This is a genomic window from Azospirillum sp. B510, from assembly GCF_000010725.1.
Taxonomy (GTDB): Bacteria; Pseudomonadota; Alphaproteobacteria; order Azospirillales; family Azospirillaceae; genus Azospirillum; species Azospirillum lipoferum_B.
The window spans coordinates 563,774-577,355 of sequence record NC_013858.1 but is presented as its reverse complement, the minus strand read 5'-3'; the positions used below and the strand labels follow the sequence as shown (position 1 = coordinate 577,355).

The following is a 13,582-nucleotide window of genomic DNA, read 5'->3' as shown; positions in this document are numbered from 1 at the left end:
CTCCCTCTGGGGAGAGGGGACTAAGGGGCGTTTTGGTCAGCTCATACGGCCGATCTCGCTGCGCGAGACGATCAGGCGCATGATCTCGTTGGTGCCCTCCAGGATCTGGTGGACCCGCAGGTCGCGCACGATCTTCTCGACGCCGTAATCGGCCAGATAGCCGTAGCCGCCGAACAGTTGGAGCGCGTTGTTCGCCACCTCGAAGCCGGTGTCGGTGGCGAAGCGTTTCGCCATGGCGCACAGCCGCGTCGCGTCCTTGGCGCCAGCGTCCAGCGCCGAGGCGGCGCGGTGGACGAAGGTGCGGGCCGCCTCCAGCTCGGTCGCCATGTCGGCGATGCGGAATTGCAGCGCCTGGAAACGGTCGAGGGTCTGGCCGAAGGCCTTGCGCTCGCTCATGTAGGTCAGCGCCTTGTCGAGTGCGGCCTGGGCGCCGCCGATCGAGCAGGCGGCGATGTTGATGCGGCCGCCGTCCAGCCCCGCCATGGCGAACTTGAAGCCCATCCCTTCCTGTCCCAGCCGGGCGGTGGCGGGGACGCGGGCGTCCTCCAGGATGACGGCGCGGGTCGGCTGTGCGTTCCAGCCCATCTTGTGCTCGTTGGAGCCGAAGGAGAGGCCGGCGGTGTCCTTCGGCACCAGGAAGGCGCTGATGCCGCCGGGGCCGTCCTCGCCGGTGCGGGCCATGACGAGGTAGAGGTCGGAGCTGCCGGCGCCGGAAATGAACTGCTTGGCGCCGTTCAGGATGTAGCCGTCGCCGTCGCGCACCGCCCTGGTCCGCAGCGCGGCGGCGTCGGAACCGGCATTGGCCTCGGTCAGGCAATAGCTCGCGAGCCAGTCCATGGTGCAGAGCCTGGGCAGCCAATGGGCCTTCTGCGCGTCATCGCCGAACCTGTCCACCATCCCCGCCACCATGTTGTGGATGGAGATGTAGGAGGCGATGGTCGGGCAGCCCTGGCTCAGCGCCTCGAAGATCACCACGGCGTCGAGACGGCTCAAGGCCGAGCCGCCTTGGTCCTCCGACACATAGATGCCGCCCATGCCGAGCGCGCCGGCGGCGCGCAGCGTGTCGATGGGGAAATGCTTCTTCTGGTCCCAGTCCACGGCGTTCGGCGCCAGCTCGTCGCGGGCGAAGGACAGCGCCATGTCGCGGATGGCGACCTGGTCTTCGGTCAGTTCAAAGGACATGCGTCACCTCGTGCAACCCCCTTCCCGCCGGAGGCGGGAAGGGGAATGTTACGTCCATCACTCCATGGTCGGGATGACGAAGCTGGCGCCCTCCTTGACGCCCGAGGGCCAGCGCGAGGTGACGGTCTTGGTCTTGGTGTAGAAACGCACCGAATCCGGGCCGTGCTGGTTCAGGTCGCCGAAGCCCGAACGCTTCCAGCCGCCGAAGGTGTAATAGGCGAGCGGAACCGGGATCGGCACGTTGATGCCGACCATGCCGACATCGACACGGGATGCGAAGTCGCGGGCGGCGTCGCCGTCGCGGGTGAAGATGGCGACGCCGTTGCCATATTCGTGATCGTTCGGCAGCGACAACGCCTCCTCATAGGACTCGGCGCGGACGATGGAGAGGACCGGGCCGAAGATCTCCTCCTTGTAGATGCGCATGTCCGGCTTCACCTCGTCGAACAGGCAGCCGCCCATGTAGAAGCCGTTCTCGTAGCCCTGCATCCTGAACTCGCGGCCGTCGACCGCCAGCTTTGCCCCCTCCTTGACGCCGAGATCGACGTAGGACTTCACCCGCTCCAGATGCTCGGCGGTCACCAGCGGGCCGAAATCGGCGCTGCTGTCGGTGGAGGGGCCGACCTTCAGGCCCTCGACGCGCGGAATCAGCCGCTCCATCAAGGCGTCGGCGGTCTTCCTCCCCACCGGCACGACCACCGAGATCGCCATGCAGCGCTCGCCCGCGGCGCCATAGCCGGCGCCGATCAGCGCGTCGGTCGCCTGGTCGAGGTCGGCGTCCGGCATCACCAGCGCATGGTTCTTGGCGCCGCCGAAGCATTGCACGCGCTTACCCGCCGCACAGCCGCGGTTGTAGATGTATTCGGCGATCGGGGTGGAGCCGACGAAGCCCACCGCCTTGATGTCGCGGTCGTCGAGGATGGCGTCCACCGCCACCTTGTCGCCATGGACGACGTTCAGCACGCCCGCCGGCAGGCCGGCCTCCAGCATCAGCTCGGCCAGCTTGACCGGGACGCCCGGCGTGCGTTCCGACGGCTTGAGGATGAAGGCGTTGCCGCAGGCGATGGCCGGGGCGAACTTCCACATCGGGATCATGGCCGGGAAGTTGAACGGCGTGATGCCGGCGACGACGCCCAGCGGCTGGCGCATCGAATAGATGTCGATGCCGGGGCCGGCACCGTCGGTGAACTCGCCCTTCAGCAGATGCGGGATGCCGCAGGCGAATTCGACCACCTCCAGACCGCGCTGGATGTCGCCCTTGGCGTCGACGATGGTCTTGCCATGCTCCAGCGACAGCAGCAGCGCCAGCTCGTCATAATCGCGCTGGACCAGATCGAGGAAGCGCATCAGCACGCGGGCGCGGCGTTGCGGGTTCATCGCCGCCCAGCCGCGCTGCGCCTCCTTGGCGTTCTCCACCGCGGTGCGCATCTCCTCGACGCTCGCCAGCGGCACGCGGGCGCGCACCTCGCCGGTCATCGGGGAGTAGATGTCGGCGAACCGGCCGGACGTGCCGGAAACCAGCCTGCCGCCGATCAGGTGCTGAAGTTCGGTGGTCATCCTATTGTCCTCCCACGGAATTGTTTGTCACCATGTGGACCCGTGCGGCCCGTCGCGGCGACGCGAAACTTTGCGCAACGGTTGTGCGGGAATGCGGCAAGCGCCCGTCCTTTGCTATAGTGCCGCCGATCTTGACGGGGTGGGGAACGGCGATGGCGACGATCGAAGAGGCTCTGACCATCGCGGTCGATCACCATGCCGCCGGCCGCCTGGCCGAGGCGGGCACGATCTATGGCCGCATCCTGGCGGCCGACCCGCGCAACGCGGCGACCCTGCATCTGTCCGGCGTGCTGGCCTGCCAGACCGGCCGGCTGGGCGAGGCGCCGGACCTGCTGCGCCGCGCGATCGCCGAGGCTCCAGCCGTCGCCGCCTACCGCATCGATCTCGGCAAGGCCCTGGTGGCCGCCGGCGCCTGGGCCGCCGCCGCCGCCGCGCTGCGCCCGGCCCTGGCGCTGGTTCCCGACGACATCGGGGGATGGGACCTGCTGGCCCTGGCGGAACATCATGCCGGATCCGGCGGGGATGGGGACGGCGCCATGGATGGCGCCATCGCCGCGCTGGAGCATGGCCGCGCCCTGGCGGGCGGGCGGGGGGATGGATGGGACGACAGGACGGAGCGGCTGGCCCTGCTGCGCCAGCAACGCGGGGTGGAGCATATGCGCCGCTCCCGTCCGGCCCTGGCGGCGGCCGATTTCCGCCGTGCGGCGCTGCTGGCGCCGGGGGATGCCGGGCCGTGCCTGCAGTTCGCCACCGCGCTGCTCGATTGCGGACGCGCCGGCTCGGCGGCGGCGGCCTATCGCCGGGGGCTGGCGCTCGATCCGGCGGCGGCGGCCGCGCTCTACAATCTCGGCATCGCCCTGAGCAGGGCCGGCGGGACGGAGCGGGCGCTGGCGCCGCTCCGCCGGGCCGCCCGTCTCGACCCCGGCCATGTCGGAGTTCGCGACGCGCTCACCCTGGCGCTGGAGCCGCGCGACCCCGACGAGGCGGCGCTGTGGTCGGCCGAAGCCCTGGCCCTGAAGCTGGAGCGGGCGGAGAGCGAGGCTCCGCCGCTGCCCGCCACCCCGAGGGAGCCGGCGGCGCGGACCCGCGACATCGTCGCCTTCAGCCTGTGGGGCACGCGCGAGGTCTATACCCAGGGCGCCGTCGCCAATGCCCGCATGGTGCCGGCGCTGTTCCCGGGCTGGCGCTGCCGCTTCTATCACGATGCGTCGGTGCCGCCGGCGCTGATCGCCGAGCTGGCCCGGCTGGGGGCGGAGACGGTGGCGATGCCGGCGGGCGGCGGGCCGTCGCACGGGCTCTATTGGCGCTTCCTGGCCGCCGACGATCCGACCGTCGCCCGCTTCCTTTGCCGCGACTGCGATTCCCGGCCGAGCGCGCGGGAGAAGGCGGCGGTCGACGAATGGGTCGCCTCCGGCCTGCCTTTCCACGTCATGCGCGACCATGTGCTGCACACCGACCCGATCCTGGCCGGGATGTGGGGCGGCACCGCCGGGCTGCTGCCGCCGCTGGGGCCGGTCATCGACGCCGTCGCCAACCGGGAGGCGGACCGCTGGCAGGACCAGCGCTTTCTGGCGGAGTGGGTCTGGCCGCGCATCCGCGGCGGCGTGCTGGTGCATGACGGCGTCCATCCGGCGGCGGGACGGCCCTTCCCGCCGGCACCCGCCGATCCGCTGTCGCCGCACATCGGGGCGAAGGTGCTGGAACTGCGCGCCGCCGGCAGCGACGCGGCGCCCGCACCGCCCGGCCTCACCCCGGCGGAGGCGGTCACCCGGCATGGGACGATGCGCTTTCTCCCCGACGGCTCCGCCGCCGCGCGCGCGCTGGCGCTCTATGGCGAGTATCTGGAGGCGGCGTTGCGGCTCTGCGCCGGGCTGCTGGAGCCGGGCGCCGTGGTGGCGGAGGTCGGGGCGGGCATCGGCGCCCACAGCGTGCCGCTGGCGCGCCGCGTCGGCCCCGGCGGGTGGCTCCATGCCGTCGAGCCGCGGGAGGAGCCGCATGGGCTGCTGCTCCACAATCTCGCCGCCAACGGCATCGCCAACGCCGTGGCGCACCGGTCGGCGTCCGGCGGGCTGGAGGCGCTGGAGCGGCTGGATCTGCTGAAGGCCGATCTGGGCGGGTCCGCCATCGCGGCGCTGCGGGAGGCGTCCGGCGCCATCGCCCGCCACCGACCGGCGCTCTATCTGGAGAATGACCGGGAGGAGGGGCTGGACGAGCTGATCGCCCTGGTGCGCGGCCTCGGCTATCGGCTGTGGTGGCACATCGTTCCGCTGTTCGATCCGGCCAATCATGCCGGCAACGGCCATAACGATTTTCCGGGGGTGGTCGCGCTGAACCTGCTGGCCCTGCCACCCGGCCGCCCCTGTCCGCCGCCGGGCCTGCCCGAGGTGGCCGGGCCGGGGCGGTCCTGGCGCGAGGTGGCCTGGGGGGCGTGAGGACCTGTCCCCAAAGGTGGGTGGTGAGTTGGGGCACCACCGCTTATAGTGCGCCCGCGCTCAAGCACCGGGCCGCCCGGTCCGGGGCGGAGGATTGCCGCAAGAACGGCGAAGCGGAATGGATATGACCAGTCACGAAGACGTCTTCGACATGCCGGAGACACGGCAGCCGACCATTTTGTCGGTCTACAACCAGAAGGGCGGCGTCGGCAAGACGACCACCTCGGTCAATCTCGCGCTGGCGCTGGCGGCGCTGGGCAAGAGCGTCGTGCTGATCGATTTCGACCCGCAGAGCAGTGCCACCAGCAACTTCCTGCTGCGCGACAAGGCGAAGGTCGGCATCAACGACCTGCTGCGGCAGGAGACCTTCGTCGAGGATGCGATCACCCCGACCGCCTTCGACGGGCTGTCGATGATCGTCGGCGCGCGCAAGCTCTATTCGCTGGAACATGCGCTGGACAGCCGTGGCGGCTCGCAGCGGGGCTTGCGCAAGGCGCTGCATTTCTCGCGCAACCCGCCGGACTACGTCGTCATCGACTGCCCGCCGGCTCTCGGCCATCTGGCGGCCGGGGCGCTGGCGGCATCCGACCGGCTGATCGTGCCGGTCTTCCCCGGCCGCTACGCGCTGGACGGGCTGCGGCGCACGTTGCAGGTGGTGGAGCATATCCAGAACGGGCTGAATCCCGGCCTGACGCTGGCCGGCATCCTGATGCTGTCGATCACCAACGACGATGTCGGCCGCGACTCGCTGACCCAGGTGCGCGGCGAGTTTCCCAACCTGATGTTCCGCACCGCCTTCCCCTATGACGTCGATGTGGTGAAGGCGACCTATCGCCGCATGCCGGCGGCGATCTTCACGCCGGAAGGGCGGACCACCGCCCGCTTCGCCGCGCTGGCCTGGGAGATCGTCCATGGCCGGGGCGCCGCCCCCGACGAGGCGCAGCTGAAGCCGGCGCTGGAGCGCATCCGCTCCTGGCACGAGGCGACCGACACCTCCTACAGCGCGCGGCGCGCGTCGTCGCTCGACGAGGGCGACGAGCCGTCGGGCGGCGGGAACGGGGTGCGGCAGGCCGAGCGCGCCGGGGCGCGGTCCGGCGGCGGCGCGGGAATGCGGGCCGGGCTGGTCGGGCTGGTGGTCGGGCTGGCCGGCGGCTTCGCGCTGGGGGCGGCCGTCGGGCAGCCGATCCTCGGCAGGCTGCTCGGGCTGGGGGGATGACGCCGCCGGGATCCGTGCCGGGCGCAGGGCGGCCTACCGGCCGCCGCGCGCCTTGATGTTGGTGGCGTTCATCTCGTCCAGGATCAGGCCGCGGGCCGGCGCCGCTCCGGCTTCGCCATAGCGCTGGACCTGGGCGGACTGGCCGAGCTTGCCGGCGATGGCGTCGGCGATGGCGTCGCGGCGACGGTCGTCGGCCATGCCGGCGGTGCGCGCCTGGAGCGAGGTCCAGTCAATGCCGGCGGAGATGCCGTTGGTCATCAGGGTCTGGCCGTCCCGCCACACCGCGGCGACCACCCGCCCGCCCTGGCGGAACACCGTGTGCGCCTGGACCGCGCGGTTTCCGCCGGTGACGCCCGGATCGACCGCGTCCGGATCGCTGGACGCCTTCATCTGTTTCTGGAAGGCGGTGTCGTCGGCACGGACCTGCGCCGTCAGTTCGGCCGACGCCCTGACGGCGCCGGTCATGGTGAAGACCGTCCCGCTGGGTAGCCGATAGGGGGTTCCCGGCTGGGAGCCGGCGCTGGCGACGCTGGTCATGGCGAAGTCTCCACGGTTGGCAACAACCTGAGATAAGCAATCCGCATGCCATCGCCGGTGTCATCACGCGCGGCGACGAAACAGGCGCTTTTTCAAGGGGGATGCATCTTATAGGTGTTGATTGCCGGCATGAGGCGCCGATCCGGCTGGGCGGAGTTTTGCCGTGAAACCGGAAAAATATGCCGGTGGGCTCGAACATGCTGGTCGGCTCGGGGCCGGCTTCGGGCTGAAACGCCTGCGCAACGCTGGCCGCAGCCATGCGGCGATGGCGGGGCGTTTGCCGGCTGGGCGGGTTGGCTGAGGCTTGGGCGGACCATAAATCTCCCCGGACGCGCGGCCGGGGAGGGCGGGGCACCCCCCTTCTTCTCGCTCCGCCGCCATCGCCACCATCGAGACGGGAATTCGCATGTCCGCTCTGTTCACGCCCTTCACGCTGAAGGACGTCACCCTGCGCAACCGCATCGCGGTTCCGCCGATGTGCCAGTACAGCGCCGTCGATGGCGCCGTCACCGACTGGCATCTCGCCCATTATCCCGGCCTCGCCCGCGGCGGCGCCGGCCTGGTGATCGTCGAGGCGACGGCGGTGTCGCCGGAGGGCCGCATCACGCCGGGTTGCACCGGCCTGTGGACCGACGCCCAGGCCGAGGGGATGGCGCGCATCGCCGCCTCCATCGCCGCGGCCGGCGCCGTCCCCGGCATCCAGATCGGCCATGCCGGGCGCAAGGCCAGCGCCAACCGCCCGTGGGAGGGCGATGACCACATCGCCGCGGACGATCCGCGCGGCTGGGAGACGATCTCGCCGTCGGCCGTCGCCTTCGGCCATCACCTGCCCAAGCTGCCGAGGGCGATGACCCTGGACGACATCGCCCGCGTCCGCGCCGATTTCGTGGCCGCCGCCGTGCGCGCCCGCGACGCCGGCTTCAAGTGGCTGGAACTGCATTTCGCCCATGGCTATCTCGGCCAGAGCTTCTTCTCGGTCCATGCCAACAGGCGCACCGACCAGTATGGCGGCGATCTGGCCGGGCGCAGCCGCTTCCTGCTGGAGACACTGGCGGCGGTGCGGGCGGTGTGGCCGGAGAACCTGCCGCTGACCGCCCGCTTCGGCGTCATCGAGTATGACGGGCGCGACGAGGAGACGCTGGCCGAGTCGATCGAGCTCACCCGCAACCTGCGCGTCGGCGGGCTGGACATGCTGAGCGTCAGTGTCGGCTTCTCCACCCCCGACGCGCGGGTTCCGTGGGGGCCGGCCTTCCTGGCGCCGGTGGCTGAACGGGTGCGGCGCGAGGCGGAGCTGCCGGTGGCCGCGGCCTGGGGCATCGACGCGCCGAGGATCGCCGACCGCACCGTCGCCGATGGGCAGCTCGATCTGGTGATGATCGGCCGCGCCCATCTGGCCGATCCGCATTACCCCTACCGTGCCGCCAAGGAGTTGGGCGTCGAGCGCCCCTCCTGGGTGCTGCCGGCGCCCTACGCCCATTGGCTGGAACGCTATCGCGCCACCGATGGCGCCACGGCGGACTGATGGTCGCGCTCGCATGGGCGCCCGCGCAGGGTTATCGCATTTGACAAGAATTGCCCTCTCCCGTCCCGGGAGAGGGAGGGGACCCGCCAAAGGCGGGGAGGGTGAGGGGTAGACCAAGAGGCCCGAACCGCATGGTTCCTTGGATCACCCCTCACCCTTCCCAAGCTGCGCTTGGGCCCCGAGGTCGCTCGCAAGTCTCGCGACCGCACTTCACCTACGACCGCGTTGCGGTCGTCCGGCCTTTGGCCGTCGGTTACGTGCCCTCTCCCGGGGCGGGAGAGGGTGTCAAATGCGATAGCCGTGGGCGCCCGCGGGATGCGGCTTGATCAGAGTCCCTCCGACGCCCGCTCTCCGCCGGGTGACTGTTCGATGAAGATTTGGTGACGGCGGCAACCGGTGCCGGGGGCCGCCCGTTAAGCGATGGCCGCGCCACGGGTCGCATTCCGGTTGTTTCGGCTAGATGGCTTGATCCTCTCGAACAGCGAGCACGACCATGTCGGACACCATATTGCCGTCTGGCGCCTCGTCGCCGGCCTCCGGTCCGAATCTTCACCAGAAACCGCATTACGCCGTGCCGGTGGCGTTCCTGATCCTGTTGGCCGCCGGTCTCGGCTATGCGGTCCATGGCTTCGTCACCGACCTCCAGCGGGTCGACCAGCCGCCGCTGGCGGTCGGGGCCTTCCTGCTTCTCGCCCTGGCGCTGCTGATCGCGCTGGGTTTCGAATTCGTCAATGGCTTCCACGACACTGCCAACGCGGTGGCGACCGTCATCTACACCCACAGCATGCCGCCGGTGCTGGCGGTGGTCTGGTCGGGCGCCTTCAACTTCCTGGGCGTGCTGCTCTCATCGGGAGCCGTGGCCTACAGCGTCATCACGCTGCTGCCGGTGGAGCTGATCCTTCAGGTCGGCGGCAGCGCCGGCTATGCCATGATCTTCGCCCTGCTGATCGCCGCCATCATCTGGAATCTGGGAACCTGGGCGCTCGGACTGCCGAACAGCTCCTCCCATGCCCTGATCGGCTCGGTCATCGGGGTCGGTCTCGCCAACCAGCTGATGGCGCCGGACGGGCAGGCGACCTCGGGCGTCGATTGGGCGCAGGCCCTCGGGGTGCTGCGGGCCCTGCTGTTCAGCCCGGTGATGGGCTTCGTCCTGGCCGCCCTGCTGCTGCTGGTCCTGAAGCGGGCGGTCCGCAACCGGCGCCTGTTCGAGCCGGCCGATCCCAACCATCCGCCGCCGCTGTGGATCCGCGGCCTGCTGATCCTGACCTGCACCGCGGTGTCCTTCGCCCATGGCGGCAATGACGGGCAGAAGGGCATGGGGCTGATCATGCTGATCCTGATCGGTGCGGTGCCCACCGCCTATGCGCTGAACCGCACCATGCCCGACAGCACCACCCCCGCCTTCATCGAGACGACCCACCGGGCCGAAGCGATCCTGCGGTCTCATTCGGACGGGCGGCGGCCGGCCTCGGCGGAAGAGGCGAGGCGGCTGGTGGGAGACGCCTTGCGGACGAAGGAGCTGAACCGGCCGGAGGTCTATGGCGCGCTGGCCGTGCTGTCCGCCGACATCGCGCAGGGCGTGCGGAATTACGGCGCTATCAAGCATGTTCCGGCCGAAGCGACGTCCAACATGCGCAACGACATGTATCTGGCGGCCGATGCCGTCCGCCTGTTGCCCAAGGCCGGGGCCACCCTTCCCGAGGCCGAGGCGGCCACCCTGAAATCCTATCAGGAGGCGCTGAACGCCGGCACCCGCTTCATTCCCGACTGGGTGAAGTTCTCGGTCGCGGTGGCGCTCGGGCTCGGCACCATGGTCGGCTGGCGCCGCATCGTCGTCACCGTTGGCGAGCGGATCGGCAAGCAGCATCTGGCCTATGCCCAGGGCGCATCGGCCGAGCTGGTCGCCGCCGGCACCATCGGGCTGGCGGAGGTGTATGGGCTGCCGGTTTCGACCACCCACATCCTGTCGAGCGGCGTCGCCGGCACCATGGCGGCGAACGGATCGGGCCTGCGATGGAGCACCGTGCGCAGCATGGCGATGGCCTGGGTGTTGACCCTGCCGGCCGCCATCACCCTGGCCGGCCTGCTGTACTATCTCCTCCGTCATCTGTTCTGAACGCCGCGGCCGGACGGGCCTCGCAACCGATGGGACGGGGCCCGCCTCCTGTCCGCGGGCCCCGTCCCGTCACGTGTTCAGCCGGCCTCGGCGGCGGAGGAGGCGCTCCACAGGTTGATGCCGGCGTCGGCGACGGCGTGGCTGTCGATCTCCGCCAGCTCCGCCGCCGTGAAGGACGGATTGTTCAGCGCGTCCAGCGAATTGTCGAGCTGCCCGACGTTGCGCGCGCCGATCAGGGCGGAGGTCACGCGCGGGTCGCGCAGGACCCAGGCGATGGCCATCTGCGCCAGCGTCTGGCCGCGCCGTCGGGCGATGGCGTCCAGCGCGCGGATGCGCTCCAGATTCTCCGGCGACAGGAAGTCCGGCTTGAGGGACCCGCCCTTGGCGGCGCGGGCGTCGGCGGGGCGGCCCCCCAGATACTTGTCGGTCAGCATGCCCTGGGCCAGCGGCGAGAAGGCGATGCAACCCATGCCGAGATCGTCCAGCGTGTCGAGCAGCCCGCCGCCCTTGCCTTCACCTTCGCCATCGCCCTCCACCCAGCGGTTCAGCAGCGAGTAGGAGGGCTGGTGGATCAGGCAGGGCGTGCCGAGCTGGCGCAGGATGCCGGCCGCCCGCCGCGTCATCTCCGGCGAGTAGGAGGAGATGCCGACATGGAGCGCCTTGCCCTGGCGCACGACATGGTCGAGCGCCCCCATCGTCTCCTCCAGCGGGGTGCGGGGATCGACGCGGTGCGAATAGAAGATATCGACGTAATCGAGCCCCATCCGCTTCAGGCTCTGGTCCAGGCTGGAGACCAGATATTTGCGGGACCCCCAGTTGCCGTAGGGGCCAGGCCACATGTCGTAGCCGGCCTTGGTCGAGATGACCATCTGGTCGCGGTAGGGGCGGAAGTCGGTGGCGAGGATGCGGCCGAAATTCTCCTCGGCCGAGCCGGGAGGCGGGCCGTAATTGTTGGCGAGGTCGAAATGGGTGACGCCACGGTCGAAGGCCCGGCGCAGCACGGCGCGCCCGGTGGCGAACACGTCGGCGCCGCCGAAATTCTGCCACAGCCCCAGCGAGATGGCCGGCAGGTCGAGCCCGCTGCGCCCGGTGCGGCGGTAGCTCATCGTCTCGTAACGATGGTCGTCGGCGAGGTAGGGCGGTTCCATGGCGGTCTCCCGATGTGATTCTTAGTGATATATCAGCATAGGGCGGCAATGGAGCCGGGCGCAATCGTTCCGACCGGATAGGCCGGGTTCGTGACGGCGGAAGAAACTGCCGCCCCCCGGCAGGTATTGCAGGGCGTTCGCGCCATCGGACGGGGCGGACGGTCGCCGCCAGCGGCGCAAGAGCGTGAAAGCCAGGAGATGCGGGCATGGCATGAGGGTTGCTTCCCAAGGTTGAGAAAGCCGCCGTGGGAAAGGTGTCCGATGATGTCGATACAGGTCTATGCACAAGGAAGCGTTTACAAACCCGCCAATCCGTTCGCGGCGGCTCGCGCGCCGGGCGCGGACATGACATGCTCCGTGACGCACCCGGCGGACGGCGGCGGTGAGCGGGACGGGAGTTCCCGCCAATCCGCCGGTGGGTCATCCGTCCCCGCGCCGTCCTCCCCGTCCCCGGCGTCCCCGACTTTGTCCTCCCGGACTCTGGGCGGCCTGCTGAAGCAGCAGGAGAGCAGGCCAACCTCGTGGGACGACAGCCCGCGTTCGCCGCCGCCCGCCCCGCCCGGCGAGGCCCCGGTGTGGGGGGTCGGCTATTACCTCAGCAGCGCGGACAAGGAAATGCTGACCAAGGCCACCGGCTATCACTTCGACAAGCTCGGCATGCCGTGCGACGAGAATGGCAACCGCGTGGAATGCCCGGCCAACAGCTTCATCGGCCAGATCGGCCTGGAGCGCGAGGGCGGAGCGCTGAAGGGGGCGATAACCTCCGATTACCTGAAAAACCTGTCCAACCGCTTCGCGGCTCAGGGAGAGACCCTGGATCGCCGATGGCTGACCAGATCGCTGGAATATCTGGATGCGAGAGCGGCCACCGGTCAGGGGTAGCGGCCAAGGGGAGCGCAGACCGTCCGCACGCGGCCGCGCAGCCAGCGATGGGCCGGGTCGGCGTCCAGCCGCGGGTGCCACAGCAGCGAGACGGTGATCTCCGGTGCCGGAAAGGGCAGGGCGAAGCCGTGGAGGCCGTGGCGCAGGCCGGCGGTGTGGCGGTCGGGCAGGCTGACGATCAGGTCGGTGCCGCGCACCAGCGCCAGGGCGGCGGCGAAGCCGCCGACCGTCGCCATCACGCGGCGTTCCAGCCCCAGCCGCTCCAGCGCCTCGTCCACCAGCCCGCGGTCGTCGCCCCGACGCGACACCAGCACATGCCGGCCGGCGGCGAAGCGGGCGGCGGTGACCTCGCCGGCACCCAGGGGGTGGCCGGGTCGCACGACGCCGATGAAGCGGTCGTGGAACAGCGCCTGGACCCGCAATTCCGGCCCGCTGTCCTTGCCGACCACCCCGGTTTCCAGATCGACCGAACCGTCGCGCAGCGGGCCGCTGTCCTTGTCCGTCTTCGGCAGGAAGCGGATGCGGACGCCGGGAGCCTCATCGGCGACCAGGGTGAGCAGGGCCGGGCCGTAGCTCTCGACGAAGCCGTCGCTGGTCCGCAGGGTGAAGGTTCGGACGAGTTGGCCCAGATCGAGGTTCTCCGCCGGCCGCAGCGCCGCCTCCGCCTCCCGCACCAGATGGCGCACCTGGTCGCGCAGCTCGACCGCGCGCGGCGTCGGGACGAGGCCGCGCCCGGCCCTGACCAGCAGCGGGTCGCCGGTCGCCGCGCGCAGCCGGGCCAGCGCCCGGCTCATCGCCGACGGGCTGAGGCGCAGCCGCCGCGCGGCACCGGCGACGCTGCCTTCCGCCAGCAGGGCGTCGAGCGTGATCAGCATGTTGAGGTCGGGGATGGTCATGCGCCGAGGATAGCATGGGCATAGCATGGACCGCACTTGCCGGCGCCGTCCCGACATGGCGTCGGATGCACGGATACAATGCGACCGCTGCGCG

General features: G+C 70.4%; 10 protein-coding genes. 5 read left to right on the top strand and 5 right to left on the bottom strand.

The genetic code is table 11. The annotated features are described in order from the left end of the window. Positions 1 to 36: 36 nt before the first annotated feature. Together AZL_RS29840 and AZL_RS29835 are read right to left on the bottom strand one after the other, a co-directional pair. Entirely contained in the window at positions 37 to 1,182 is a 1,146-nt protein-coding gene (locus AZL_RS29840; protein WP_012978109.1) for an isobutyryl-CoA dehydrogenase, read from the bottom strand. Positions 1,183 to 1,239: 57 nt separating this feature from the next. After that, positions 1,240 to 2,739 carry a CoA-acylating methylmalonate-semialdehyde dehydrogenase gene (locus AZL_RS29835; protein WP_012978108.1) on the bottom strand — a complete coding sequence of 500 codons (1,500 nt, stop codon included), beginning with the start codon at positions 2,737 to 2,739 and terminating at the stop codon, positions 1,240 to 1,242. A gap of 152 nt (positions 2,740 to 2,891) precedes the next feature. Here AZL_RS29835 and AZL_RS33705 point away from each other — a divergent pair, with 152 nt between their 5' ends. Continuing rightward, positions 2,892 to 5,171: a tetratricopeptide repeat protein gene (locus AZL_RS33705; RefSeq protein WP_052293809.1), complete on the top strand. Its 2,280-nt coding sequence runs from the start codon at positions 2,892 to 2,894 to the stop codon at positions 5,169 to 5,171. A gap of 124 nt (positions 5,172 to 5,295) precedes the next feature. After that, positions 5,296 to 6,387 carry a ParA family protein gene (locus tag AZL_RS29825; protein ID WP_148219731.1) on the top strand — a complete coding sequence of 364 codons (1,092 nt, stop codon included), beginning with the start codon at positions 5,296 to 5,298 and terminating at the stop codon, positions 6,385 to 6,387. A gap of 33 nt (positions 6,388 to 6,420) precedes the next feature. Here the strand turns inward: AZL_RS29825 and AZL_RS29820 are convergent, their stop codons facing one another. Beyond that, positions 6,421 to 6,924 carry a hypothetical protein gene (locus AZL_RS29820; RefSeq protein WP_012978105.1) on the bottom strand — a complete coding sequence of 168 codons (504 nt, stop codon included), beginning with the start codon at positions 6,922 to 6,924 and terminating at the stop codon, positions 6,421 to 6,423. Positions 6,925 to 7,330: 406 nt separating this feature from the next. Between AZL_RS29820 and AZL_RS29815 the strand changes: the two genes are divergently transcribed. Continuing rightward, positions 7,331 to 8,446, top strand: a complete 1,116-nt coding sequence (locus tag AZL_RS29815) for an NADH:flavin oxidoreductase/NADH oxidase (protein WP_012978104.1) — start codon at positions 7,331 to 7,333, stop codon at positions 8,444 to 8,446. A gap of 493 nt (positions 8,447 to 8,939) precedes the next feature. Further along, entirely contained in the window at positions 8,940 to 10,562 is a 1,623-nt protein-coding gene (locus AZL_RS29810) for an inorganic phosphate transporter (RefSeq protein ID WP_012978103.1), read from the top strand. Positions 10,563 to 10,639: 77 nt separating this feature from the next. Here AZL_RS29810 and mgrA read toward each other — a convergent pair whose 3' ends face one another. Continuing rightward, positions 10,640 to 11,710 carry an L-glyceraldehyde 3-phosphate reductase gene (gene mgrA / locus AZL_RS29805; RefSeq protein WP_012978102.1) on the bottom strand — a complete coding sequence of 357 codons (1,071 nt, stop codon included), beginning with the start codon at positions 11,708 to 11,710 and terminating at the stop codon, positions 10,640 to 10,642. Between the two features lie 465 nt (positions 11,711 to 12,175). On the opposite strand from mgrA, the gene AZL_RS29800 reads away from it, so the two are divergent. Next, positions 12,176 to 12,592, top strand: a complete 417-nt coding sequence (locus tag AZL_RS29800) for a hypothetical protein (protein ID WP_042446227.1) — start codon at positions 12,176 to 12,178, stop codon at positions 12,590 to 12,592. Here the strand turns inward: AZL_RS29800 and AZL_RS29795 are convergent. Then, a complete protein-coding gene (locus AZL_RS29795; protein WP_012978101.1) occupies positions 12,583 to 13,488 on the bottom strand; it encodes a LysR family transcriptional regulator in 906 nt (301 codons plus the stop codon). The two genes, AZL_RS29800 and AZL_RS29795, sit on opposite strands and share 10 nt — an antisense overlap. Positions 13,489 to 13,582 lie beyond the last annotated feature (94 nt).